Origin of the sequence: Halalkalicoccus jeotgali B3 (genome assembly GCF_000196895.1) — an archaeon.
GTDB classification, from domain to species: Archaea; Halobacteriota; Halobacteria; order Halobacteriales; family Halalkalicoccaceae; genus Halalkalicoccus; species Halalkalicoccus jeotgali.
On sequence record NC_014298.1, the window covers coordinates 25,765 to 50,325 of the forward strand.

At 55.1% G+C, this 24,561-nt stretch carries 28 protein-coding genes and 4 pseudogenes; 11 read left to right on the forward strand and 21 right to left on the reverse strand.

Going from position 1 to position 24,561, the window contains the following annotated elements; genetic code table 11:
- Position 1: 1 nt before the first annotated feature.
- Positions 2 to 223 (forward strand): annotated as a pseudogene (locus tag HACJB3_RS18860) (NADH-quinone oxidoreductase subunit H); the annotation flags it as partial.
- A 433-nt stretch (positions 224 to 656) separates the two neighbouring features.
- Here HACJB3_RS18860 and HACJB3_RS18865 read toward each other — a convergent pair.
- A complete protein-coding gene (locus HACJB3_RS18865; protein ID WP_008414019.1) occupies positions 657 to 1,601 on the reverse strand; it encodes an ABC transporter ATP-binding protein in 945 nt (314 codons plus the stop codon).
- Positions 1,602 to 1,820: 219 nt separating this feature from the next.
- Here HACJB3_RS18865 and HACJB3_RS18870 point away from each other — a divergent pair, with 219 nt between their 5' ends.
- Together HACJB3_RS18870 and HACJB3_RS14880 are read left to right on the forward strand one after the other, a co-directional pair.
- Positions 1,821 to 2,663: an ABC transporter permease subunit gene (locus HACJB3_RS18870; protein ID WP_008414018.1), complete on the forward strand. Its 843-nt coding sequence runs from the start codon at positions 1,821 to 1,823 to the stop codon at positions 2,661 to 2,663.
- A gap of 343 nt (positions 2,664 to 3,006) precedes the next feature.
- Positions 3,007 to 3,303: a hypothetical protein gene (locus HACJB3_RS14880; protein ID WP_008414016.1), complete on the forward strand. Its 297-nt coding sequence runs from the start codon at positions 3,007 to 3,009 to the stop codon at positions 3,301 to 3,303.
- 74 nt (positions 3,304 to 3,377) lie between these two features.
- Here the strand turns inward: HACJB3_RS14880 and HACJB3_RS14885 are convergent, their stop codons facing one another.
- The 9 genes from HACJB3_RS14885 to HACJB3_RS14920 all read right to left on the reverse strand — a co-directional run bounded on the left by HACJB3_RS14885 (position 3,378) and on the right by HACJB3_RS14920 (position 10,077).
- Positions 3,378 to 4,760 carry an MFS transporter gene (locus HACJB3_RS14885; RefSeq protein ID WP_081461334.1) on the reverse strand — a complete coding sequence of 461 codons (1,383 nt, stop codon included), beginning with the start codon at positions 4,758 to 4,760 and terminating at the stop codon, positions 3,378 to 3,380.
- Positions 4,761 to 4,838: 78 nt separating this feature from the next.
- Positions 4,839 to 5,477: a DUF7351 domain-containing protein gene (locus HACJB3_RS14890; protein ID WP_238532903.1), complete on the reverse strand. Its 639-nt coding sequence runs from the start codon at positions 5,475 to 5,477 to the stop codon at positions 4,839 to 4,841.
- 37 nt (positions 5,478 to 5,514) lie between these two features.
- Positions 5,515 to 5,757 (reverse strand): winged helix-turn-helix domain-containing protein, encoded by a 243-nt coding sequence (locus tag HACJB3_RS14895; protein WP_008414012.1) that lies wholly within the window; start codon positions 5,755 to 5,757, stop codon positions 5,515 to 5,517.
- Positions 5,758 to 5,882: 125 nt separating this feature from the next.
- Positions 5,883 to 6,371, reverse strand: coding sequence for a hypothetical protein (locus HACJB3_RS21255; protein ID WP_081461335.1), 489 nt, complete (start codon positions 6,369 to 6,371; stop codon positions 5,883 to 5,885).
- A 15-nt stretch (positions 6,372 to 6,386) separates the two neighbouring features.
- On the reverse strand, positions 6,387 to 6,938 hold the full coding sequence (locus HACJB3_RS14900; protein ID WP_008414010.1) for a DUF7342 family protein: 552 nt from the start codon (positions 6,936 to 6,938) through the stop codon (positions 6,387 to 6,389).
- Positions 6,939 to 7,221: 283 nt separating this feature from the next.
- Positions 7,222 to 7,587: a cupin domain-containing protein gene (locus HACJB3_RS14905; protein ID WP_008414009.1), complete on the reverse strand. Its 366-nt coding sequence runs from the start codon at positions 7,585 to 7,587 to the stop codon at positions 7,222 to 7,224.
- Positions 7,588 to 8,180: 593 nt separating this feature from the next.
- Positions 8,181 to 8,732 (reverse strand): Lrp/AsnC family transcriptional regulator, encoded by a 552-nt coding sequence (locus tag HACJB3_RS14910; protein ID WP_008414008.1) that lies wholly within the window; start codon positions 8,730 to 8,732, stop codon positions 8,181 to 8,183.
- Between the two features lie 347 nt (positions 8,733 to 9,079).
- Positions 9,080 to 9,367 (reverse strand): helix-turn-helix transcriptional regulator, encoded by a 288-nt coding sequence (locus HACJB3_RS14915; protein WP_008414007.1) that lies wholly within the window; start codon positions 9,365 to 9,367, stop codon positions 9,080 to 9,082.
- A 290-nt stretch (positions 9,368 to 9,657) separates the two neighbouring features.
- Positions 9,658 to 10,077, reverse strand: a complete 420-nt coding sequence (locus HACJB3_RS14920) for a universal stress protein (RefSeq protein WP_008414006.1) — start codon at positions 10,075 to 10,077, stop codon at positions 9,658 to 9,660.
- Between the two features lie 57 nt (positions 10,078 to 10,134).
- On the opposite strand from HACJB3_RS14920, the pseudogene HACJB3_RS20715 reads away from it, so the two are divergent.
- Positions 10,135 to 10,338: pseudogene (locus HACJB3_RS20715) on the forward strand (phenazine biosynthesis protein); the annotation flags it as partial.
- Between the two features lie 90 nt (positions 10,339 to 10,428).
- Positions 10,429 to 10,596 (forward strand): DUF1931 family protein, encoded by a 168-nt coding sequence (locus tag HACJB3_RS14925; protein ID WP_008414005.1) that lies wholly within the window; start codon positions 10,429 to 10,431, stop codon positions 10,594 to 10,596.
- Positions 10,597 to 10,662: 66 nt separating this feature from the next.
- On the opposite strand, the gene HACJB3_RS21105 is transcribed toward HACJB3_RS14925, so the two are convergent.
- Entirely contained in the window at positions 10,663 to 11,400 is a 738-nt protein-coding gene (locus tag HACJB3_RS21105) for a hypothetical protein (RefSeq protein WP_174264863.1), read from the reverse strand.
- Between the two features lie 258 nt (positions 11,401 to 11,658).
- Positions 11,659 to 12,015, reverse strand: a complete 357-nt coding sequence (locus HACJB3_RS14940; RefSeq protein WP_008414001.1) for a SprT-like domain-containing protein — start codon at positions 12,013 to 12,015, stop codon at positions 11,659 to 11,661.
- 376 nt (positions 12,016 to 12,391) lie between these two features.
- Here HACJB3_RS14940 and HACJB3_RS14945 point away from each other — a divergent pair, with 376 nt between their 5' ends.
- Genes HACJB3_RS14945 through HACJB3_RS18880 form a run of 4 tightly spaced genes read left to right on the forward strand, consistent with a single transcriptional unit; the run spans position 12,392 to position 16,709 of the window.
- Entirely contained in the window at positions 12,392 to 12,898 is a 507-nt protein-coding gene (locus HACJB3_RS14945; protein WP_008413999.1) for a hypothetical protein, read from the forward strand.
- Entirely contained in the window at positions 12,888 to 14,387 is a 1,500-nt protein-coding gene (locus HACJB3_RS14950; protein WP_008413998.1) for a UbiD family decarboxylase, read from the forward strand. Before HACJB3_RS14945 ends, HACJB3_RS14950 begins: the two co-directional genes overlap by 11 nt.
- Complete coding sequence (locus HACJB3_RS14955) at positions 14,384 to 15,775, forward strand: UbiD family decarboxylase (protein WP_008413997.1); 1,392 nt, start codon at positions 14,384 to 14,386, stop codon at positions 15,773 to 15,775. Before HACJB3_RS14950 ends, HACJB3_RS14955 begins: the two co-directional genes overlap by 4 nt.
- Positions 15,768 to 16,709, forward strand: coding sequence for an MBL fold metallo-hydrolase (locus HACJB3_RS18880; protein WP_174264864.1), 942 nt, complete (start codon positions 15,768 to 15,770; stop codon positions 16,707 to 16,709). The genes HACJB3_RS14955 and HACJB3_RS18880 overlap by 8 nt, the downstream gene beginning before the upstream one ends.
- On the opposite strand, the gene HACJB3_RS14965 is transcribed toward HACJB3_RS18880, so the two are convergent.
- The 3 genes and pseudogenes from HACJB3_RS14965 to HACJB3_RS14975 all read right to left on the reverse strand — a co-directional run.
- Complete coding sequence (locus HACJB3_RS14965) at positions 16,679 to 18,088, reverse strand: zinc ribbon domain-containing protein (protein WP_008413993.1); 1,410 nt, start codon at positions 18,086 to 18,088, stop codon at positions 16,679 to 16,681. The two genes, HACJB3_RS18880 and HACJB3_RS14965, sit on opposite strands and share 31 nt — an antisense overlap.
- Positions 18,085 to 19,254 carry a thiolase C-terminal domain-containing protein gene (locus HACJB3_RS14970; RefSeq protein WP_008413992.1) on the reverse strand — a complete coding sequence of 390 codons (1,170 nt, stop codon included), beginning with the start codon at positions 19,252 to 19,254 and terminating at the stop codon, positions 18,085 to 18,087. Before HACJB3_RS14970 ends, HACJB3_RS14965 begins: the two co-directional genes overlap by 4 nt.
- 64 nt (positions 19,255 to 19,318) lie before the next feature.
- Positions 19,319 to 19,522 (reverse strand): annotated as a pseudogene (locus HACJB3_RS14975) (aryl-alcohol dehydrogenase); the annotation flags it as partial.
- On the opposite strand from HACJB3_RS14975, the pseudogene HACJB3_RS14980 reads away from it, so the two are divergent.
- Both HACJB3_RS14980 and HACJB3_RS14985 read left to right on the forward strand, forming a co-directional pair.
- Positions 19,511 to 19,887 (forward strand): annotated as a pseudogene (locus tag HACJB3_RS14980) (aldehyde dehydrogenase family protein); the annotation flags it as partial. The pseudogenes HACJB3_RS14975 and HACJB3_RS14980 sit on opposite strands and share 12 nt — an antisense overlap.
- Positions 19,888 to 19,965: 78 nt before the next feature.
- Positions 19,966 to 21,120: an acyl-CoA dehydrogenase family protein gene (locus tag HACJB3_RS14985; RefSeq protein ID WP_008413989.1), complete on the forward strand. Its 1,155-nt coding sequence runs from the start codon at positions 19,966 to 19,968 to the stop codon at positions 21,118 to 21,120.
- On the opposite strand, the gene HACJB3_RS14990 is transcribed toward HACJB3_RS14985, so the two are convergent.
- From HACJB3_RS14990 to HACJB3_RS15010, 6 genes are all read right to left on the reverse strand, one after another.
- Entirely contained in the window at positions 21,117 to 21,956 is an 840-nt protein-coding gene (locus HACJB3_RS14990; RefSeq protein ID WP_008413988.1) for an enoyl-CoA hydratase/isomerase family protein, read from the reverse strand. The two genes, HACJB3_RS14985 and HACJB3_RS14990, sit on opposite strands and share 4 nt — an antisense overlap.
- Before the next feature lie 122 nt (positions 21,957 to 22,078).
- On the reverse strand, positions 22,079 to 22,252 hold the full coding sequence (locus tag HACJB3_RS20320) for a PaaD-like zinc ribbon domain-containing protein (RefSeq protein WP_008413987.1): 174 nt from the start codon (positions 22,250 to 22,252) through the stop codon (positions 22,079 to 22,081).
- Between the two features lie 5 nt (positions 22,253 to 22,257).
- Positions 22,258 to 23,022 carry a Phenylacetic acid catabolic protein gene (locus HACJB3_RS14995; RefSeq protein ID WP_008413986.1) on the reverse strand — a complete coding sequence of 255 codons (765 nt, stop codon included), beginning with the start codon at positions 23,020 to 23,022 and terminating at the stop codon, positions 22,258 to 22,260.
- Positions 23,015 to 23,224 carry a hypothetical protein gene (locus tag HACJB3_RS15000; RefSeq protein ID WP_008413984.1) on the reverse strand — a complete coding sequence of 70 codons (210 nt, stop codon included), beginning with the start codon at positions 23,222 to 23,224 and terminating at the stop codon, positions 23,015 to 23,017. The genes HACJB3_RS14995 and HACJB3_RS15000 overlap by 8 nt, the downstream gene beginning before the upstream one ends.
- A gap of 2 nt (positions 23,225 to 23,226) precedes the next feature.
- Complete coding sequence (locus tag HACJB3_RS15005; protein ID WP_008413983.1) at positions 23,227 to 23,622, reverse strand: metal-sulfur cluster assembly factor; 396 nt, start codon at positions 23,620 to 23,622, stop codon at positions 23,227 to 23,229.
- Between the two features lies 1 nt (position 23,623).
- Positions 23,624 to 24,544 carry a Phenylacetic acid catabolic protein gene (locus HACJB3_RS15010; protein ID WP_008413982.1) on the reverse strand — a complete coding sequence of 307 codons (921 nt, stop codon included), beginning with the start codon at positions 24,542 to 24,544 and terminating at the stop codon, positions 23,624 to 23,626.
- Between the last annotated feature and the right edge of the window lie 17 nt (positions 24,545 to 24,561).

Genomic DNA, 24,561 nt, shown 5'->3' on the forward strand with positions numbered 1-24,561 from the left:
GATCAACATTGGTGGTCCAGCAGGACCGATCCTACTTGGGATCGTTTGGTTTCTGATCAAGATCTGGGCAGTATTTTTATTCGTTCAGTGGTTGCGAGCGGCGATACCACGAGTACGAATTGATCAGATGATCGAAATTGGCTGGAAAGGACTGCTCCTTATCTCGTTTGCGAATCTTATACTCACTGCAGTGATTGTGGGAGTTTTTACGGCATCAACTTAAGACGATTTGTAGTTATATTGTTTGTATTTTGAAGTATAGGTGTTGTATCGATCAGTAGCGACCACTACAAGTCCTATGCGTCGATCAGTATATTCTGTTCACGCTAGCTGAAGTAGAAGCGTTGTTAGTCGGAATCAGCAGTATTGCGATCTATTCCACGGGTAGAAGCATCAGCATCGTCGTTCCACGTACTCACGTCGACACCTTCACTTGCGAGATAGTCGCGGATATCATCGCGCTGCTCACGGATCGCTTCGCTCTATGAAGGTTGTGCTCCAGTATATGCTCTGGCGGCCTGCGATACTGGGTTCGATAACCATAGATGGATGCTTCCGAGTAGTAGCATAGTCGATACTGCTGCCGTCTCAAACATGCCGACGAAAGGTGCGGCGCTGACGCACTGTCTGACCACAATTTAGCAGAGGTGGCCAATTTATGCTCGAGCTTCCGGATCTGCTTTGCCCGACTGGCTTGACTGCTTGGCCGTATAATTCATGAATAGTTCTTCGAGCGAGGCGTCTTCAGTGGTAATATCAATGACTGATGTGCCCACATCATCAAGAGTAGTGAGCACTGCAGTCTTCGAGCTATCACCACAGGAAACGTGAATGGTAGTGCCATTGGCGCTCACTTCTGAAACGCCTGATAGCGAACGCACTTTCGCAAGTGTGTTATCTGGTAGATGTTCGACTTCGATGTGGAGCATCGCTTCGGCCTGTGCGGCTTCACGCAGTCCTTCGACAGTATCCTCTGCAACTAGTCCTCCATCATGAAGGATACCTACACGGTCACAAACGCTCTCGACTTGGTCGAGGATATGACTCGAAAAGAGGACGGTCGCACCACGTGCTTGTTCTTCTCGGATAATTTCACGCATCTCACGCGTACCTGCGGGATCGAGTCCTGTAGAGGGTTCGTCGAGAATCAACAGATCGGGTTGGCCGACAAGCGCCATTGCAAGGACCAAACGTTGGCTCATTCCCTTTGAGTAACCACTAGCCCTCCGATCGAGCGCGTCAACGATGTTCACGCGCTCGGCAAGCGCGTCGGGATCATCATTTGCTTGCTTGCATCCGATGGCAAAATTGAGATGCTGGCGTCCGGTTAGCCGGCCATAAGTGCTGAATCCTTCAGGCAGAACGCCAACGCGCTCGTGGATCTGCTGAGTTTCTTTTTGTGCATCGTGACCAAGAACCTGTACCCGACCGGCTGTTGGGCGTATGAAATCGAGTAGAATGTTGATTGTTGTCGATTTACCCGCTCCATTTGGTCCAAGAAAGCCATAGACCTCGCCTTCTTCGACGGTAAGATTGCACTCCTGAAGAGCGGTGACATCATTATACTGTTTAGTTACGGCATCAAGCTCGATCGCGGCCATTGACACAGGTTTCGTACGGGTTTTATAAAAATATGTGTCTATACTCATTACTATCAATTTTATTACTAGAACGCAAGAATTCAAGTTCACAATGAAATAGCAAATTGTCGCAGTAGAGCGACTAGCATAGCTAGCTGCTATTGTACGCGACGACTTTTGCCATTTGACGGAAAAGAATAACCATTATCCTTAAGCGAGGGATCGGTCATGATCAAAGCAATGAGTTTGGTTGCTGTTACACGGAAGGAATATCTCGATTCAATACGGTCGTACACACTGATTGGCCTTATAATTCTGTTCGTGGTGTTCACTACCTTCTTAGCTGGTATTCAATGGATTCCTGATTTGTCAGGTACTAGCCCTAGCGGCGACGTGAACACACTTGCACTCTTGAATAGTATGAGACAACCCGCCCTTTATTTGGTGCCGTTAGTTGGGATTATGGTTGGATACAAGGCAATTGCTGGTGAACGCTCAAGCGGCAGTATCAGGCTTATTCTCGGGCTTCCAAACACCCGTAGAGAGGTGTTTTTCGGCAAACTACTCGGTCAGACTGCTGTGGTTTCGACAGCGATACTCGCTGGGTATGGCGCTGCGGCTCTCGTCGCGCTGGTTTCATATGATTCGTTCGCCCTTGTTGAATTCGGACTCTATACGCTCCTTACATTATTGTATGCGCTGGCTTGTGTGTCTATCGCGATAGGCTTCTCAGCCAGTATGAGATCGCGGACGCGCGCACTTGCTGGTGCTGTGACTATGTATTCGGTAATTCTGCTATTCTGGGACGGAATTACAGCATTACTACAAACGGCAATAATCGGCTATGAAGTTCCTGTCGGAGAGCAACCAGCTTGGTTAGCAATTTTCTCTAGCCTTAATCCTTCGACAGCGTTTGCCCATGCTGCAAGAGCAATTCTACCTGCATATCGTGAGATTACCCTATTTCCTTATTTAGAGACGAACATTTGGGTTGACTGGTATGGCTTCGTCGTTCTTGCGCTGTGGATCGTCATTCCGGGAGCTATTGGATATCTCTGTTTTAGCAGAGCGGATATTGACTAGGTTGTAACTCTCTCATGGGTTATTGCACTCCACAAATACATTATAATAGTTGTTTTTCTATCATTTTGAGATCAGCTGCTCCCATCAAGGGGTAGGCATACCTGACCGGTCTATGAGCGTGGGTATACCAACTATATCTAATTTCTAATATTTTTTTATTCGTGTTACCTTGTGTAACATCTCCTCCTTCTCAGAAAGGCGATTGTTGCACAAGGGGGATAGCAGGGACTGATCTGACTGACTTGGTTTCATATCATTATATCGTGATTATACTAATACGTAGACTGCGGGTGTGTATCGATAGATAATGCGTTGAAGGAGAGTATCAGACATACTTTTCACTATGGATACGAAGGAATCATTCATGTCAAATACGAATACTGGCGGGATTGCTCCGTTAGTGAGTGGCCTCTGGCTCGCTGGAACCGCAGGCGTCCAGCTTCTCCACGAGGGATTGAGCGGATGGCTGCTGATGGCGTTCCTTGGCGGATGTGGGGCAATTATCGTTGGTGTTGGCACCCTCTTTGAGGTGGGTGGATTCGGTGCGACGAAGCCCGAAGCTGACCAAACGACTCTCTCACTATTCGTTGGTATCGCTCTCCTATGTCTGGTCGGAGGAGCTGCGTTCGCCCTCCTGTGATCTGGTCACGGACGAGCGGTGTTGATAGAGCCGTGTTGAATGGAGGACGTGTATCTCCCAAATACAGGTCCTCCTTACAAATTGATCGTCATGCGATCGGGAGCTCGCATTTCACGAAGATCTGGATTCACGAGGACATAAAGGGCCAGCGAGAATGTTGCGATCCCGAGGGAAGCCATCGCCACTTGTGGGCTGAGCCAGCCAGCGACGACGCCACCAGCTAGTGAACCGATCGGAACCATGGATGCCGAGGCAGAACCATGAACGCTACTTACCCGTCCAACCATCTCTGCAAGGGGTGCAGATTGGACGACAGCAGCTACTTGGACGGCGAGGATTCCAATGGGGATGTACGCCAGCGCGAAGAGCAAGGCCGTCAATGGGAGCCAGTTAGCGAGGAGCGCACCGCTCCAGAGTACCCCTGCGAGGGTGTACCCCACAACCATGCTCCGTCCTAATCGGCAATCAGCGACGAGATTCGTAGCTATCGCTCCAACGAAGCCCCCAGCTGCGATCGATGCCATGAGAATTCCATAAGCCCCGGCTGCACCAATCAGGTTCAGCGCCCCAGGAACGGCGAGGGCGTCAGCGTACGGGGGCGTCGCTGCCAGTATCATTCCGACGGAAAAGTTGGCGATTACTGCTCCGGCTAACAGCGGCACAAGGAACGTTCCACGAATAACTGCCATCCCTTCGCGCATACGTGCGACGTAGGAGTTGGTATTCTCGGATTCTATGTGGCTACCGCCACTGTCCATGACAAGGGGGTTAGAACCGCGTGCGGCTCCGCTTTCGTCGCCAGCCAATGGACGTGTCGAAACATCCGCTAATTTGTCGGCACCCGTCAACTCATCCCTCGGTCGATCGTCGGCTGTCACCGTATTCGCGGGCGGAATCGAGACGGTCGCAAACACGATTGCAGCGATCCCGAACGTGAGGGCGTCGAGTGCGAACAATGCGACCGCGCCGAACAGACCGATAAGTATGCCGCCGATCCCGTTTGCCACCATATCGAACCCTTGGTAGGCAACCGAGAACGCCGAATTAGCTGCGACCAGCTCCTCGTCATCAAGAATACGCGGGAGTGCGGTAATCTGGGCGGGGTACACCAGTTGGTTGAGTGCAGAAAGAACTGGCATCACGATGAGCACCAGCTCGACGGTGAGAAAGCCGAGAATGTGGGCGATTGGAATCAGCGAGACAACGGCGGCTTGAATAAGCTGCGTGCCGACGAGAATTCGCTGAATTGACCACTGATCGACCAGCGGACCTGCAAGGAACTGAAACGCTTGCGGAACCATTGTCACGAATCCAGCTACTCCCGTGTAGAGGGGATCGTTGGTCAGGCTGTAGACGAGCCACATCGCACCGACGAAATAGAAGCTGTCGCCGACATTGGTGATCACACGACCCGCGAACAATCGACGAAATGTCCGACTTCGAAACGGTCCACGCATGTGCCGATCGATCGAACGACATGGCTATAAATCTAATTAGAATGATATTTATGTTACAGGACAAACAGAACTCCTGTTCTATATCTCGTCTGTTACCTTAACATCGAATGTCTCATTAACGACAACTGTAAGCGCGGATTCATCGATCCGGAATGTTACAGCCACCCGGATCGGTTTTCGGTGTTCTATTTCTACGTTGTCGAGGTTAAGTTCGGAGAACTCCCAGATAAGGCAGTCCTGTAGAAGGATTCCGTTCTCGTAATAAAAATTGGTGACAGCTGGCTCCGCGAGCAAGAGCGCATGATCCACCGCAAGCGTTGCCTCGATAATACACCGTTGACAGTCGAACTGAACCTCTGGGTGGTCATGAAAACGATCATCCGCGTCTTCAGACCTATCCGCTGCTGATACCGGATCTACGTCCCTCGCGTCATAAGCTCTCACTGTCGACTCCATCCGGCCGTTGCAGTAGGGGCAAAAGCCGTTGATAGCGTGTTGAGATATCGTCCGGAGATACTGACTCACGATCTCTGGAATCTTTTCACGGTCGTACCCGGCAAACACGGCAGGTGGAATAGGAGCCTTCCATCCGGACAAACATGACGGACAGCCATTGCATTCGACCCGAACGGTTTCGTTTTCATATCGTAGTATTAGAGGCTCGTCACTTACTTGGCAGAGGTGATCCAACACAATCGGGTCGATAGCCCCCTGCACCGTGTATGCTCCCGACGCAATCGCTCCGTTTACGTGCTTACCCGCCTTGCGTAAGCCGGTATTTCCCGTCGACCTTAGTGACGAACTGTCCAACAAGTTTTCCGAGGTGATAGTTGAATTGGCCCGGATCCCGTATTCCAACAGCCCGACGCAACTCGGAAAACGTCATCGTCTGAGTATCGGACTTCCAGAGTGTCTGCAAGATTCCTAGTCTTGTCTCATCAGCGAGAGCTGCGAACGCCTCCTCAGGTTCAACCTGCTGGACGAATTGCTCACTCATACTTCCAATTTGAGGCGTTTTTCATAGGTTCATTGAAGAATTGCATGTTACACAGTCTTTGTACCCATCACGCTACTCATCTACTTAGAAGCCGCCGGAAACCGTATGATGAATAGATTCTCTGTCTATACCGGCCATGTAGGGAGCGAGGGAGTTCCAGTCTCCCAGTTAATCGAATCTATCGCTGCTGGGAGTTGCTGCAGTCGATCATCGAGGACGGCGAGTGGATGCGCATCGAAAAACGTCGCACCATGTCGATTGACGGGTGTATCTTCATAATTAAGCTGGATGTGGCAGGACCCCAAGTCCGGATGATCGGCATCCTGATGAAAGCCGAGCATTAGGCTCCGATCCGGTTCGACCCAGTTGATGCGATAGTATTCGTGATCGACACCAACTGGGTACCAGAAGCGAATTTCCAGTCGTGCGTTCTCCACGTCGTAGGGAGTACTCAGTAACGTTGTTGGATCGACATCCGCGATGATGTACCGAGGCCGTCGTCGAGACGGGCGATACCGCACATTCTCACAACTAGCCTGATCCGTCAATCGGTCGTGAACGTCTCGGAGGAGGGTCCGCTGTGTATATCGATCGCGACCAGCGAGAAAAATCATCGTGTGAATCGAGAATTAGCTCGTGGCACGATCTGCCACAGTAGTCATCTGCTCGCGAGCTGATTCGACATCTGAGTAGAGTTCTAGTGCATGCTTGATGAGTCGACGATCTTCCTCGTTTTCGCGCCAGAACGCGATGACATCCCGGCGTTCACGGAGCTCATCACTTGCAAGAGTCCCGTCGGCAAGCGACTGTTCGAGATCCTCCCACGTCTCGACGTCGTAGGTCGCCTGCCACCCCTCGATTTCCTCTGTGATCGCGGCCAATTCGCTCCGAAGCTCCTCACGCGGGTTCTCCTCGATGAGCGTGCGGATTTCCTCGAAGAGCAATCGCGTGTAGTCCGGCTGATAGAGTGTCGTCTCGCCGGCTTCGACGCGGCGCAGCTGTCCCTGCTCAACAAGGTCTTGGAGTTCTTCGTTAGTCGTACTCCAGGCGGCGTCGGCCTGCTCGCTGATCCAATTGACTGATCGGGGTTCGCGAAGCGTCTCGGCAACCGACCGAATGCGTTCGCGCGCGCTCATTGACTCGGTCCACGACTGGACCCCATCTCGCGAGGACTCGGACATACTGGACACCTCTATCAACACTGTTCGCGTCTCTGTCTGATATATGTTCGTACCCTCTCGCATAATTACGAGGAGGTCGTGGTCATGGACATCTGGGCATTGAAATTCGAAATGAGACTCAGCGAGAATATCTGTTCCACTGGGACGCCGATACGGAAACCCGTGTTCTGTATCTATCAGCCTCTCTCGATTTCCTAGATAGTCAAGTGAAACAATTGGTAGGTAGTTGTGCGAACGTATCGTCGTACCCCGCCCTTTTCCCCGGTGATAGCAACGATTTAGGCTATTCGATTTCTTTTAACTCCGTTCTTGTTTGTTCGGTTTCGACGTTCCCCGTATTGCGCGTCTCGCTCGGTTCAAATAGCAGAATTTTCGCTTCGTTTTCGGCGACCGGGCGGTGTTCAATGCCCTGTGGAACAATTACAAACTCACCTTCTTGTAGGACTACATCTGACTCGTGTTGGAACTCGATTCGAAGTTCGCCCGATGTCACCAAGAATAGCTCGTCCGCATCTTCATGCTGGTGCCAGACGAACTCCCCCTCGACTTTGGCGAGCTTGACTGCCTGTCCGTTGAGTTCACCCGCGAGTCGCGGGGACCAGTGTTCATCGAATGAAGCAAACGCCTCCGTCAGAGCCACCTTCTTCATACTGGTTCCTCTCTCCTCCAAGCGATAAATGCTTCATCTGTATCTCTCGGTCCCTCAGGTTGCGATCGGCGGGTGTAGACTATTCTCCGGTACGTGTCACAGTTCACGACCGGAACCCTTGCTCACGAGCAAGTAACGCCGTATTCTCACTCCCGTCGGTCGTTCCGAGACGGGGATTCCTCGCTCGTTCGGGATAGTCGTTATACCGCAAGCACGAAAGGACCGCCGCCAGGTGATCGGGTTCAGTCGGGAGTGCAACAGCGAAGACGAGGGGATACTACTACCCTCGGACCGAGCGAAGGTGAGCCAATGCGCCTCGTCAATCCCGGTCCCGAACCGAAACAACGGAACGCGTCTCTTCTGCGAAAATCGCAGATTGGGGGAGGGGATAGTGATATTTAAGTAACACTATCCCCTAGTATTGATTGCCTCATTGAACCCCAAATGGGGCGAGAGGGGGCGAGGTGTGTCAGAGGCACCCTTTCTGTAGGTTCTCGCTAATCCCTCTCACGCAACAGTAACGCGCTTACTCCACATTAATGTTCTGCTCAGTATCACGTTTAGTGCGAAATTCACAGCGATTGTAACCAAATTCACTCTTGATCAGCAGGTGGAGCGTGCTCGATCGTGGTGTCTTCAGGGACGTCGGAACTCTCAGCTCGAGAGTGACTATGCTCGAAATAATTGAACGGCTGATTGAACGTACTCGTGACGATCTGGGACGTGTGAATATCGAGGTTCAGATTCCCGAGTTCACGCGTGATCTCCGTCAGATCCTGCGAACTCGTCGCGATCACTTCAATAAGGAGATTGTGCTCACTCGTCACCATCTCTTGGACGGTGATGACACCACCGATGTCTAAGGCATCACGTGCCGCCTGATGGCGGTGGTCCATTCGGGCTGTACAGATGAATTGGACGCGAAGCGAGAACCCGGCTCGTTCGTAGTCGAGTTCTGGGGCGTACGTTTTGATAACGCCCGCCTCTTCGAGTGCGGTAATTCGATTGCGGACCGTACTCTGTGAGACCCCGACTGTGGTGCTGATCTCCTCGTGGGTCGTCTTCCGTGCATCTTGCTGTAATTCATAGAGGATCTCTCGGTCGAGGTCGTCCAAAACGACGTTGCCATCCTGTTCTTTGACCATACGGTCGACTACACGGCTCCGGTGAAGTATGTTAGCGTTCTTCAGTCTCCCAGTCACGAGAAACGAACGGAAAACGAGAACTGAGAGTCGGGACTGTGACTGTGACTGTGAGTGTCTCACCGGTAAGAGTGGTTACTCCGAGCCGTATAACGAGGGAAACGTCTGCGCGATCTGAAACCGTTGTATCCACAGTGGATGCACGTTCCGGCGTACAAACAGGAAGCTCCAGCTACAACGAAGGTGCGAAGCGCCGGAGTAGGTTGGGGTAGTTCATTGACTCTGTCTTGTTTCAGCGGTATCCCTTCAGGCAATCTGGCACTCATCGCGAGGTAATCAACCGGTGTAGTTCATTCGTCTGCAATCCCATTGAGGTACGTCTCGATCCACTTACAGCGCGCGTCAAGTGCTCGATGACCGTGATCGGTTAGAATATATGCGTTCGTTCGCCCGTCTACCTTGTCCTTTCTGGCCAGCCCTTTGTTCACAAGCGTATCGAGATTCGGATAGAGTCGCCCAGCCTGAATCGCAGTATCATAATACGCTTCGAGTTCGTCTTTGATTGTCACTCCGTTCGGTTTGCTCAGGCCGGCGATTATCCACAGGCTGTCTCGCTGGAAACTCGTTAACTTGTTCATGCGATCGTCTTCAACCATCTGCTTGCAATGTCTCTACTATAGATCGATATATATATATACTATTTGAAATCAGGGTCTCTTAGTCAGTAGTCGTTCTCTCACGGTTTTCGATGAGGGAGCCACAAAGACGCTACAAAACAGCGGTCTATAGAATCGATTTGGTAGAAAACCTTCAGAATAAATCCGATACCCACCACGATGAGAATTGTCGCCGTGAACACTGGCAGGTACTCAGTGTAGTCTTCAAGCCGCTCCTCGTAGCGCTGTCTCGTGTGTTACAGGACTGTTGATTATCCAACGACCGTCACTGGCACCGGCGATTGGCGAGTGACCGTTGCAGCGACGTTTCCGATCAGTAGCCGTGACGAAAGCTCACGTTCATGGCCCCCAATGACGACAATATCAAAATCTGTCGCTCGCTTAGTGATCGCTCGTGATGGGTTGCCTACATCAATGATGGTGGTGATTTCGATGTCATGTTTGCTAGCCACTTCCCGAGCCGCCTCGAAGACGCTCTCTGCTTGAGATCGAGCCGTCTCTGGGAGATCACCCGAAAGTACCAATCCAGTGGCGCTTCCCATGTACCACGAGGGGACACCGATAACGTTGAGGACCGTGAACTCGGCATCAGTGTACGTTTCAAGCGCGAATTCGAGGGCTTTCGTAGCCATCACGGAGTCATTCATCGGGACTAAGACATGGAATGCCATACCATACTAAGAAACGAGTCGTATACGTCTATACTCAGTCCTTGCCTAGGCCGCCTCACTGGCTCCTCGAACGGGTGTCTTGCCGCCTACCTCGTTCGAGAAGGCTATTTTGGCGCTGATGAGATCGGGATAACTGTCGAACAGCGATACGAGATGAATCGTCCCTCACTGCTTCGACTCCGAGCATCCCAATCAGCAGACAGTATCGATGTCGAAGTCGGTGGACGCGTACTGCCGGTCTTGGGTGGGCAGCTCCAGTGACTCCACACGCCCTCCAGAGCGGTCTACTGACGCTCTTTTCATACTCTCCCAAGCAGAAAGTCTACAGCAGTACCTCTGTAGACACAATTGATGGCAGACCTCATTGTTCAGGCGGCAGTCAAAGATGCGCTTGATGATCAGAACGTCGCGTCGGATTTCTACGACGCACTCGACGAAGAAGTCGAAGAACTACTCGAGGGGGCCGCCCAACGAGCCACAGACAACGATCGCAAGACCGTTCAGCCCCGCGACCTCTAAAGGGGACAGCTTCTCCAACTACGTAATGCAGGCGAACTGGAAACACGTTGCAGCCGTTCGACTGCCTTAATACAGATTCACCTCCACAGTGAGCTCTTCAGCCTCAAAGTGATACTCTGAGTATCTGGCTTCGTCTCTGGAGTCACTTCCGTGTATATTAGACTCCAGCCATATTTCGACAGTATCCATAGCAGCTCGCTGTAGATTGCTGATATATGATGTTGCTTTATCTTCGGAGTCGGCAGGGATATTGAGGGTCATATTGACGTCACGGATTGGAATTGCAGTATCTGAGTCAGACCTACTAATGTCGGCGGTCATCCTCGCTGAAATCACCGGTTGGCCAACTGACTGCGCCACCACAGGGGAGTGTTGAGTAGACATAACACTAAACATCTGCTTCTTTTTTTCTTCTTCCTCTTCTGGCGGAGTGTCCGGTGGCGATGGGGGTGATGGTGGAGAGGGATCTATCGGTTCCGGATGCGGTGGCCAGCCTGGATCTATTGGATCAAAGTCAGGGGGTACCGGTGGTCCTACCGGATCTGTTGGATCTGGAAAATCAATTTCATCTGGCCAAGTTGGCCAACCCGGTGGAAAGAGATCCTCCCATCTACGCCTGTGGCGTCTTTGTGACTGCACTAGAACAGGATATGGAACAGGTACCGGCCGGGACCTTCTATTTTCAGTCGGTGAGGACATCCTTGAGAAGAGTTCTTTTGCTTCCTCCTGAGATAACTCCTGAATCAGTTGTAAAATATCTTTAATAGATTTGCTCTCAGTGTTTTCCGACGTTGACTCTGACATTTTGATTACTCCTCTGCTACCGCAATACAGTTACTAAGAATATGTATCTAATTGGTGAAAAAGTTCCAGATAGTGAGACAATTGCAATGTCTGCATTACCGATTACAAGACGTATTTTTGAAAAGAGATGTATCAGTCTACGTCTCTACACGTTACGTACGCTTCTTCTCGCATTACATAATAAAGTCTGACTCGCACCTTGTGCAACATCACGTTTCTCACTACAGAAGTTGTTGCACAAGACCACACAAACCTATACTACACTTCTTCAATCGAGGTCTCCCCACCACATTGCCCACAGAAATACTTCTCGGGTTGTTTCATGACTTCCGACCGTCGATATCGGGGGTCACGACTCTCACACGCTTTGCAGATCACCCAGTACTTCGGTTCGGCATACCGCTGACAATGACAATCCGTTTCCAGTGGTTCAACCCATTGTTTGAAACTCGACTCGTGGTCATCCTCACCGTCCTTATGATACTGCCAGGCGTGGATCAGTTCGTGGCAAACAACTCGAGAAAACTGCTCCCACCCGTACGCCTCGTAGGCGTCCCACAAGAGAGTGATCGTGATCTGCTCACTCTGGTCTGTCTTACTCGTGGGAGCCTCCATTTGTTCGTTCTCGGTGGAACTTGGTCCTAATCAGTCATTTATTTGCTATTTACAGTAGGATTCATACTACATCTCCTTGCCGAAAAGCTGCTGCTATTCATTTTACTAAACTAGAGACTCTATAGTGGTAACTCATATATCCTTTCCAGTCATGGAGGTATAGTATTTTTGCTGATATTTTGTCATTTTGAGACACAGAATACATTTACTAACGAGCTGGTAAACTCTAATCAAAAATGTTCACCTGCTAACGAGCTATCCACAATTCAATTTCTGAATAGGTATTTATGATATCTCCGATCGTAGAGTCGTCAACAGATATGTTACGACACACCAAGAGCTTATCTATTCGGCTTGAAAAGGAGTATTACGGCCTATGTCTGAGGAATACGTAACGTCCGAAACCAACCTTCCGCCCGAGCCCGAGGGTAAGGAAATTACGCTCCAGATTAGCGATAAGGACACAAGAGAGATATTCAACACACGGGCCCGGATCAGTCGTAATCCTGACGCCCTTACCGATCCTGCCCCACTGACTGTCGTTAAGGGACCCCATGAGAACAAAGAAGAAAAGTGGTATATCGAAATCCTCACAACTGACATTGAGTCTGAAAGCGTTGATAGGAAACTCCTTCGGACGACACTGAAGGAGGTGAAGGACGATGCGAATATCATTAATACACGGTCTGACGAAGTGAAAACGTTGCTTCGCTATTTAGTTGAAACAGGCCAATATAGCTCTGTCTCGCAAGCAAGTCGGACGATTATGTTCGAATACCTCGCCGATACCTATCCGGAACTCGTAGACGAGTATGTCGATCTCAAGGTGGAACTCGAACATCAGGAATTATTAGATGCCAATCAGGAGAAACATGACGGTTGATAGCTTGCGCAACTATCTACAGAGACTTGACGAGAAAAACGACCTTATTGAGATTGAGGATCGGATATCATGGAACCTGGAGGCTAGTGCGTTGACAATGCTGGCGAACGAACAAGACCATGGAATACCCTTGTTCGAAGACGTCGACGGTATGCGATTGGTCGGAGATCCCTATCGTGGCAGTCAGCGACGGCCCTGGGATCGTATCGCGCAGGGTATCGATCTACCGCGGGACATTTCTCGCCAAGAATTTTATAGGGAGACAATTTCACGACTCCAGAATCCGCGCGATCCTGTGACGATTTCCTCGGAAGACGCCCCATGTAAGGAGATTACTCGCGTTGAGGACGAGGTCGACCTCCTTGAGTTTCCCTGGCCCTATATTCACGCTGGAGATGGTGGTCGCTATTCGAATCTCCATACACTGGTCGTTTCCGATCCGGATTCGGATTGGATCGACTGGTCATATCATCGGGCGATGATGCACGACAACGAGACAGCAAGCGTGTTGTTGTTAGCCGGCGAGCAGACACCAAATCTCTTCTACTACAAGTATGAACGTGAGGACAAACCGATGCCGGTCGCTATTGCCGTCGGTACCGAACCTGCCGTCCAGTATACCTCAGTAATGTGGATCCCTACCGGGCGGAGCGAGGCGGCCTTCGCTGGTGGCCTGAAGGAGTCGCCAATCGAATTAGTTCCGTGTGAAACAAACGACCTTCTAGTTCCGGCGACGGCTGAATTAATCATCGAGGGTGAGATTATCCCAAATATCCGCCTTGACGAGGGCCCGTTTGGGGATTATTTCGGCTATATGCACGGTCCACGGCGGTCAATGCCGACTCTACGGGTCACCGGAATCACTCATCGGAAACAGCCGATCATTCCATTCTGTGTCGAGGGGACAGGTGTCGGCTACACTGAGAACTCGACGAGTTCGATGGAAGTCGGCTGCGTCGGACCGGACGCGACTTTGGGCTTACAAGCCGGCGGGTTCGAGATTGATCAATGCGTTCCCTGGTCATCAACCCCGCGGGGTGCATACGTGGTCTCAACTGGAAACACGGATCCAGGATACCTCCACGAACTCGCGAACTTCATCTTCACTACATGGGGCATGTTGCACGTTGACTTCTTCGTGTTTGTCGACGCCGACATCGATCCGTTCGATCAGCGCGAGGTTCTCGAAGCACTCGTTTTACACGCAGATCCTGACAGCGACTTCCATCAGTTTGGCGTTGAGACGATGCCAAAGGTCCCATTGAACATCTACCAGACACCCAGCGAAAAGGGGAATGTCCAGACGGGAACCTCGAAAGCAAAGACAGCCAAAGCGTACATCGACGCAACGAGAGGTAATGAGGACCTCGATACCAGTACAGTAGACAATGATCTGCAAAATTGGGCACGGTCCATACTTGAAGATGCAGGAGCAAAACCTGATATGCTACCGTTTACCGACTCAGCACAAAGAGGGGGATCTCGATGATAACCTTCCGAGACCATCTTCGAATTCTCGACGCTAACGAGGACCTGTTGACGGTAGCTGAACACGTCCACTGGGACGAGGAAACAGCAGCCGTCGCGGTAGAGGCGCTCAAACACGACTGTAAAGGGCTTCAATTCACATCGACGTCCGGCGAAGTCGACTTAGCCAGCGGCATATACGCAGGGCACGCTCAGATTTCCAGTCGCACCCATCAACCATGGCGCCGGCTCAAGAAAGCGCTTGACCGCGAAGGGGACGATTACGTACAGCTTCTTGAGGCAGTCTCTCGACGAAACACACGCGCACCCGATGATATCATCCTTGAGGAGCCGGCTGCAACGATCAAGTCCTCAAGTAATCCGGCTTCGTTAGGACTTCCGACCGTTGAGCCGAATGGTCGACAACAGATCACGCTTGGTTTGATCGCCGTTGAGCACGAAGGGATGACATCGTGGGCACCGGTTCGTGGAGCAATTCACCGCCGATCCCAACTACGACTCTCAGTTCCTCAACCGTTCATCGAGTGGTGTGGCGATAACCGCCAAGCAAGTATTTCTCTCGGCATCGCTGCAGCGCCGCTGGTCACTGCATTGCAGGGGTGGACATTAGATCGAACTACGTCGGCTGTTCCGAAACTAGCGGCTGCCTTAGGTGAGACGGCCGTCGTGGATATCGATGGACGAACAGTTCCTGCAGATGCAGAAGTACGTCTCGACGGTTCGATCATCGACGTCAACGATGGAGTCTCTGGGCCAATTGCGGTCTGGGAGCGGGGATGCGAGACGGTGGGCGTGACTGTTGAGGTTGATGCCATTGCAACACGTGAGGATCCCGTCGTCCCCTTCATTCCCCTCGGAGCACCGCTAACCGACGATCTACACCTGACCGCACTTGTCGAGGCTGCGGAGCTTTACCGACGTATCAACGGTTACTGGGGTGTTTCGCCGGTATCATGGATTCGGCTACCCGTCGAGGGGCGGCTTGGGCTCTGTCTCGTCTCCAGCGAGATCCTCTACTCGGGATTCGAGTGGCAGTTGGCCAACGTCTTGTTTTCGTTCTCGGACTTCTTCGACAAGGTTCTGATACTGGACGAGCACACTGAACCCGACGACCTCGCACGGGCGCTTGATGATATGTGGGTGAAAGCCCATCCGAGCAATGACTGGATCTTCAGCGATCCCAATGCACCTGCCGCCAGCATCCCGCGATACCGTCGGGATGGTCAAACAGGATCACGCCTCTACATCAACGCGACTTGGGACCCCCAATGGGACGAGGAGTACATTGCCCCCCGAGTGACGTTCGAAAATTCCTATCCAGAGGACGTTCGAGAGCTATCCCTCGAGAAGTGGGACAATCTCGATTTGAAAGAGAAATCCAATGACTAAACTGATCCGAATTCCGGTCGATACGGGAACGGCTGAAGGAGTCAATAGCGCATATCACTTCCCTGATCGGGGCGTTATTGTCGATCCAGGGCCGCCGACTGAGACAGCCTGGACCGCACTAACTGAGGCGATCGAACCTACCCTCTCGTCCGTCGAGCACGTGGTCGTAACACACTGGCACTCGGATCACGCCGGTCTCGCCTGCCGAGTAGCCGAAGCGGCAGATGCAACGCTCCATATGCATTCCTCAGACGCACCTCTTGTCGGCGAGTACGCAGCCGCACGCCAGCGTCGCCTTGATCGGGACATCGCCACCCTTCGACGGTGGGGCGTTCCTAAGCTGCGACGAGAAGCCCTGCTTGATTCGGACTCCCCATCACCGATACCCGAGAGGTATCCAATAACAACCCACGAGGACGGTGAGACGATCGCCGGTCTAGAATTCGTCCATACACCCGGCCACACACTGGGACATAGCTCATTCGCCATTGACGACACGCTGTTGCTCGGCGATCTCCTCCTCCCGACGTACACGCCGAACGTCGGTGGTAGCGATACGCGCACCAACGATCCATTAGCGGCGTATCTCACTTCGATCGATCGAGTAAACGCCCGATTCGATGAGGGCGAACCAGGCCATGGGACGACGATGAACGTAACGAGGGCCGTCGACGAGGTCCGAACGCACCACTGTGAACGCGCCCGAGCGGCCTTTCACGCGCTGTCGACAGTCGATGATTCCACGCCGTGGAACGTCGCTCGTGACCTCTTCGGCGAAATGCGCGGTATCCACGCGAAGTTTGGCGCTGGCGAGGCCGCCGCGCACCTTGACCGGCTGGCTGCACTGGACGTCGTCGAGCGGACGAACAGAGAGTCGATTTGCTACCGACCGTGCGTCGAGAATTACCCGTCCGATTTGAACTTGACACCGTAGCGCGGTACCCCTTCTTGCGTGTAGATCCGCCGGATCGTCGCTCGGACGGTGTCACCGACCGCGACCGTTTTAGAATCGATATCCGTTAATTGTGCGGGCAGCGTCGCCTCCCCACTACCGGCTTCGAGAGCGACGATGGCGACCGTGTAGGCACCTTCCTGCTGCTGTAATTCGGCGAACTCCGGCGGGGCACCGCCCTGGCCGATGACCGTTAAGGCTCGGATCGTCCCTGTTCGAGATGCTTCGATCCGCTTGAACTCGACTCGCGAGTGACACTCCTGACAGGCCCCCCGCGGCGGGAACGTGATTCCGCCACAATCGGGACACTCACCTGCGATTAGGCGGTAGCGCTGGTCGAGCGATCCTTGCCAGTTCGGGAGGCTCACATTCGCGCCGCCGCCTGCGACCTCGCTCTCAACAACGTAGCCACGCTTGCGGAGGTACGTCGTATAATCGATCGACTCCCCCCTGTCGAGCTCGTCGATCCCCGCGACCGGGAGACCGCCCTCAAGGCTGACCGCAACTGCGCTGCCGCCGCCGAAGAAGCCGCCAACTGTCGTCTCTCTCTCACTGGCCTCGGCGAGCGCGGCGAGCAGGCCAATTGGGACCGACGCCGTTCCGGCGTCGCCGATTCGATCCACGACGGTCCCGGCCGTCACAGCTTCGTTCGAGAAGGCTAGGTCGCCTGCGACCCGATACGGGAACTTCCCGTCGCGCTGGTGGAGCGCCGCAGCGGTCGCCTCGCTCGCGTCGACCGCCAGAGCCGTCACCGCCTCCGTCACGGCCTCACGAACAGCCGTCCGCTCGTAGGTTGTGATCCCCAGTGAGTTGACCTCGCGTTCGTCCCGTGGCCGGAAACGCACGCCAGGTGTTTCGTCGTTATGCCAGGCGACGTCCCGGATCGGGACCGTCGCATCGTCGTCGATTATGAATGCCGCCGCACCGGCCCCGAAGGCGTGGTCAGTATTGGCGGGGTCGCCCTCAGGACAGTCGGCCGCGACGACGAGTGCCGGGCCGTCGGTGTCGAGTGCACGCGCGAGCGCTTCTCCGCCAGCGGCGGTGTGTTGGGTCGAAATCGAGCCGGCGACGTCCTCGGGTAGCGCGAGCATCCGGACGAACCGCGAAACGAAATCGCCCTCGGCCATCGGCGGGGTCGTTGTCGCGACGGCAATGAGGGCGATCGCCGAGCGGTCGGCGGACGCGTTCCCGAGGGCGCGCTCGGCCGCTGTGACGGCCATCGTTAGCGCGTCCTCGTCAGCTGCGGGGACCGCCTTCCGATTGATCCCGCCTGCATCGGCGTGGCCCCACGCCGCGGCCGTCTCCTCGGTCGAAAGCCGGAACTGGGGGATATAGATCCCGCCGGCGTCGATCCCTCTCATGCTGCTTCCTCCCGCTCGAAAACGTGGACGGTCACCCCGCCGCCCGAACCGCCGACGTTGTGCGCCAGTCCATAGCGCGGCTCCTCGATCTGGACGTGGGCCTTGTCGCGGAACTGCTCGAACGCCTCGACGATCTGTCCCGTTCCGGTAGCACCGATCGGGTGGCCTTTGGATTTGAGTCCGCCGGAGGTGTTGGTTGGCAACTCGCCGTCGGGGTCAGTGACGCCCTCCCTGAGGAGGCGTCCGGCCTCGCCGTGCTCGCAAAAGCCTAGATCCTCATAGGCCAGCAGTTCGGCGATGGCGAAGCAGTCGTGGACCTCCGCGAAATCGAGATCTTCGGGGCCGATTCCGGCCTCCTCGTAGGCGGCCTCGCCGGCCTGAACGCTTGCGGGGATGCTCGTCAACGTGCCCCGCTGGAAGAGGCCCACCCGCCCGCTCGCCGCACCCGCGCCTGCGACGCGGATCAATTCATCGCCGTGCTCGCGGGCGACCTCCTCGCTTGCGACAAGTACCGCGCTCGCGCCGTCCGTGGTCGGACAGCAGTGATAGAGGTTGAGCGGGTCGGCGACGGAGGGTGCCGAGACGGCGTCCTCAAGTGAGCACTCGAAACCGAGGTGAGCCTTGGGGTTCTTCGCACCGTTGGCGTGGTTCTTTACCGCAACTCGAGAGAGGTCCTCGACGGTCGTGTCGTACTTCTCGAGATGGGCACTTGCCATTTGGGCATAAACGCCGGCAAAGGTGGTTCCACTGATGCGCTCCCACTCGGTCTCGCCGCTGACGCCGAGCCACCACTTGGTCTGGTCGGCGCTCGTGTCCGTCATCACCTCGTAGCCGCCGGCCAGTGCCACGTCGACCATGCCTGATCGCACGGCGGTAACGGCCTGACGGAAGGCGTAGCCGCTGGCCGCACAGGCGTTTTCCACCCGCGTGGTCGGGACTCCGTGCAAGCCGATGTGTTCGGTTACTGCCGGCCCCGAGAGGCCGATCTGCCGGCCCCCAACGCCGAGCGTCCCCAGATACGCCTCGTCGATCGCCTCTGTCGAGAGGTCTCCGCTGACGCTGTCGAGAGCCGTCTCGAAGGCGCTCTCGAACAGTGAGAGGTAGGTCTCCTCGGGAAAGGAGCCGAACGAGGACTGTCCGGCTCCGATCACGTATGCATCTCGCATACCTCCGTCTTCCTGCCCATATGACTTATAGAATTGGTTCGGCCGGTAACGACACGCGGCGGGCTCAGGGCTCGCTCATCCGGAGGACAGGCTTGATCACCTCGCCGGCCTCTTGTTCCTCGACCGCCCGCTCGATGTCCTCGAAGTCGTAGTAGCTGACGAGTTTGTCGAACGGGAACTTCCCGGCGCGATAGAGGTCGATCAGATCTGGGATGAACAGGTCGGGCGTCGAGTTGCCCTCGATGACCCCCTGGACCCCGCCGAGAAGGACGTCGGCCACTTCTTGAGCCGACGGTGTTCACCGACGTCACTAACGATATGACGATCACCCGAGCGGAGATATTCGGACCCGTGCTGTCGATGATCGAGTTCGCCGACCATGAGGTGGCCATCGAGATCGCCAACGATTCGCCGTACGGCCTGATGGCCGGGATCTGGACCATGGATCTGAAGACTGCTCACTCAGTCGCCGATCACCTCGATTACGGGATGGTGAGCGTCAACGAGTTCCCAGTCACCCAGCCCCAGACGCCTTTCGGCGGATTCAAGCAGAGTGGCCTCGGACGCGAACAGGGCACCGAGGCAATCCACGAATACACTCAGACCAAGAACGTCAACGTCAATCTGGAGTAGCATCGAGGCCTCCTCGGAGCACGTTACGTCACCTTTTCAGAGAACATTTATGATGGCGTGCCACGCCTATCGAACAGTATGAGCCTCATCGAGAGCGCACTCTCCGAAAAGCACCGTGACATTCGAGATCGAGCGACGGCGTTCGCTACCGACATCGTCGAACCGGAGGCTGAACGTATCGAACGGGTAGACGAGTTCCCCCGCGAGGTGATCAATGAAGCGGGCGAGTATGGTCTGCTTGGGATCATGGTCCCTGAAGAGTATGGCGGTGAGGGGTCTGATTTTCTCTCCTACTGTTTAGCAGTCGAGCAGATCGCCGAGGTCAGCGGCGCGGTGGCCGAGACGATCCAAGGCCATACATTCGCGATGCTTCCGATCCTCAACTTCGGCACCGACGAACAGAGAAAGGAATACCTCGAACCGATGGTGCAGGGTGAGCGCGTCGGCGCGATGCTACTGACCGAACCCGGCGCGGGTAGTTCCCCGACGGAACTCGAGACGGTCGCCGAGGCCGATGGAGAGGACTACTCGATCAGCGGCGAGAAGTCCTTCGGGACGAACGCCGGCGTCGCGGATGTCCACCTCGTTGTCGCTCGCAAGCGACCGGCTCCCGAGGAGGGTCATGGCGTGAGTGTCTTCCTCGTCCCCAGCGTCGACGACGGTGAGGGGTTTGCATTCGAGCGAAAGGAGTTCATGGGAATGCGCGGGCACATTACTGGGGACTCGACGTTCGATGATGTCCGGGTTGACGAATCGGCGTTACTCGGCGAGGTCGGCGAGGGCTTTCGAATCGCGATGGGGACTATCGATATGGCCCGCACGGGATTAGGCGCGATCGGGACCGGAATCGCCCGCGGCGCGTTCGGCGAAGCCATCGACTATGCGGGCGCGCGCGATCAGGGTGGGCAGGCGGTCGGCCAGTACCAAGCAGTGCAGGTGCTCGTCGCTGACATGGACGCCCGACTGGACGGGGCGCGACACCTCGTCTACGATTCGGCGAAGGCGATTGCCGACGGGGAGCCAAGCACGCGGAAGTCGAGCAAGGCGAAGTACGTCGCGAGCGAGGCCGCGGAATTCGTCACCCGCAACGCAATCCAGGTCCACGGTGGAAAGGGGTACAGAAAAGATCTGCCGCTCGAACGCTTTTACCGGGACGCGAAAATTCTGAGTATTATCGGCGGAACAAACGAAATACAGAAGACGACAGTCGCTGGTGAAGCGCTAAACCTCTAGTCGCTCGGCTCGCCCGGTTCTTTCTCGCCGAGTTCGACGCCGAGGAAGTCGGGGTCGTGATCGCCGAGGAACGCGTTGACACCTTCTTTCTCAACATCGGAGCCGAGCAGGCGGTTCTGGAGTTCGCGCTCATGGGACAGCGCGTCCCATAGGGGCATCTCAAGGCCCTCATTGACAGCCAGCTTATTGTGGCCGACGGCCATGTGCGATTTCTGAGCGATCTGTTGAGCGAACTCGCGGGCAGCATCCTCAATCTCCTCGGGCGGGTGGAGTTCGTCGAAGATGCCCCGATCGAGAGCCTCTTCGGGCGTGATCGTCTCGCCGGTGATCATCATCTTGAGTGCGGTTGAGCGGTCAATGTATCGGGGAAGCAGCTGAGTCCCTGCCTCGCCCGCGATGAGGCCCAGGTGAATCTCCGGCATGCCGACGTTGTAGTTGTCGTCATTGCCGGCATATCGGAAGTCACAGGCGAGCGCGAGTTCCAGCCCCCCACCCATGCAGTGACCGTTTACCATAGCGATGAAGATGGTATCGGTCGTCCGCATCTTCATGATGATCTCTTTGCTCGTCTGGCTCGCGTAGCCGACCTGTTTACCAGATTTGTCTTGAAGCTCCTGGATGTCGAAGCCCGTTGAGAAAAACTTCTCGTTGGCGCTTCCAAAGAGTGCGACTCGAACGTCCTCGTCGAACCGAACTGTCTCAACGACCCGCTGCAGTTCGAGGAGCACGTCGATGTTGTGGGCGTTAGCCGGCGGCCGATCAATGCGGATGGTGCCGATGTGGTCCTCCAGGTCGGTCTGGAAGAACTCCAGATCCAGCTCGCTAAACGCTTTCATACACACCGTTCATCATCGGTACTGCATAAGTAATTTTCTATCACGATCGATCGAGATGCTTCACCACTGTCGCTACTCGGAGGTGACTCTGAGTCGGCGAACCACGAAACGTGCGAGAACGACTACCGGGTATCGGGCTGCTTGCCGTCGAATTTGATTCGCTCGAAGACAGTATTACAGCCGTTGCAGTAGTACTGGGTCTTCGAGATCTCGCTGCCGAACGCCGATTCTTGGTCGGTCTCGCTTGAGCCGCAGAACGGGCAGACGACCTCCGGATCCGATGCTGAGTCGTCCACGGCGATCAGTCCATGGCGAACAGCTCGTTCTTAGTACCCCGAAGTTGTCTGGCATCGGTCTCGCTGATCGATCCGCCTCCGACGCGCCGTCTAACTTCGTCCCACTCCTCACGGGCCGGCGCATCCCAGTCGACATTGTCGAGAGAAACGGCAGTCCCGGCGAACAGGTCGCGGTAGTGATCCGCGAATGCGTCGCGAATTTCGGCGACCGAGCGGTCGGTGAACTCAGCTTGGGTTAGGGGGTCCGCCTCGTCGTCGTACTCCGCGGGCCCAATGAACGCCAACGCCTGAGGTAGTGTCGTCTCCAACGTCGCCTGGATCGTCTCCGGATCTTCTTCAGCCAGCGCCTCGAGGCGGGCGTCGTGGTACTCCAAGTGGAAGTACTCGTCTTCACCCATCTTCGTAATTAGGCCCGTCATGTCCTCACGGTCGATGGCGTCGATCATGTACCACGACGCTCGGTCCGCGGGAGCGATCGAGGCAACATACGCCGGCCAGTCGCCCTCGATCCGATCCAGACAGGCGGCATTGTTGAACTCCTCCGGGTCGCGTTGGCCGTTCAGCCACTCCTTCTCGCGGCCCTGTGATTGGAGTTCGTTGACGAACTGCCGGAAGTGTCCGATCTCTTCTTGAGCGGCGCTAGCCCCACCGATGTCGTCCTCGAGGGATGGTCCCGCGAGACTCCACTGGGCATTGCGATGCCCGAGGATCAGTTTCGTATCAGCGATCGCCTGGACGTAATCGGCTGCTGGCTCAGGCCAGTCACTCATCGACACTCACCCGCATTGTGGGCCGCTCGCCTGTCACCTCGATCAGGTCCTCAGCGCGGACGACCGCGAGGTAGTCCCAGTCCTCCTCGTCGAACGTGTTATGAGCGTACATCCTCGCGAGGCGATCGCTCTGTGCCCGCACGTTACCGATGTGGAGTGTTTCGTCGCCCTGGTTGATCCGTGCGAATACTTCGTACTTCATGGTTAGAGGCTAATTCCCGCTTCGCGCATCTTCTCTCTGACTGCTGGGGTCAGCATCTCCTTGGACCAAACCGGGTCCCAGACGACTTCGACGTCTACGGTGTCGACACCTTCGAGCACCGTGAGACAGCTCTCGATATCGTTCTGTATCATATCGTAGGCCGGACAGCCCATACACGGGTAGGTCATCTCGACGAAAACCGTCCCGTCTTCGGCCTCGATATCGTAGATCATCGCCATTTCGACCAGGCTGACAGGGATGTGTGGATCGGGAATCTCGTCGACGACGTCCCAGAGGTACTCCTCAAAGGCGCTCGCGTCCGCTCGGCGTCGTTCGACGAACTCGCTTGCGTGTGCGGGGCCGGACGAGCTGTCGGTTCGCTGGTGTGCGCTCGACATCTCAGACCTCGACCTCGACAGTACCCGACTGGATGAGGTCGACGTACTTCTCGTTGGCCGGTCCGCGCGAGCGCCAGCGGTCCATGACGTCGGACCAGGAGATGGGCTCGTCGTAGCGCCATTCCTTGTTCGCCGCGTCGAACGCGATCGGCATGTCGTACTCGATGACGTACTCCTCGCGTTCCTCGTCGTAGTGAGCCGGCACGTCTAGATCCAGTTCGTTCATGAGCGGCAGGGACCGCGAGAGCCAGTCCTGGCGGAGTTCGTCATTGGACTTACCCTTGATTCGGTACTCAAGCTGGTCGTCGTGTTTTTTCTTGTCATCTGGCAGCCCGAACCACTCGATTCCGATCGGGAACATCCAGTCGATAGCCTCCTGAAGCTTCGCGCGGGTCTTGTCGTTCTTGTTCGCGAGACGGCGCATCCACGTTTCACCGTGACGGAGGTGGAATTGCTCTTCCTTGTTAACCTTCGTTAGCGCGCGCTTCCAAGGCGCATACGAAGTGTTCTCGTGGATGTCGCCCAGTAGAACGATGCCCGCTCGATCAAACAGTCCGTGGGCTGTCACGAGTTCGGCGAAGTTCTCGATGTGCTGGTCGAAGCCGTACGTGTTGCGGAACTCGTGGGGCTCGCGCCCATAGATTAGCTCCTCGCGGCTCTCGCCGAGGTCCTCGAGTAGTCGGTAGGCGATGTGGCCGTGGCCGAGTTCGTCCTGAATCACGCTGATACACGAGGCCCGCGCGTTGGGCGAGGGGGCGTTGAGCGACTGTTCGTAGTACGCTGGCGCACTCATTAGCTCCGTATCGCCTGAGACCGTCAGGATCTGCTTTAGAGCTTTCTCGTAGCCTTCGGTCATCTCGTCGGTCGATTCGATCATCTTCCCGTTCTGGACCTGCTGTTTGAGTTGTTTCTCGGTTGGCATGGTTCGCCTGTACACTC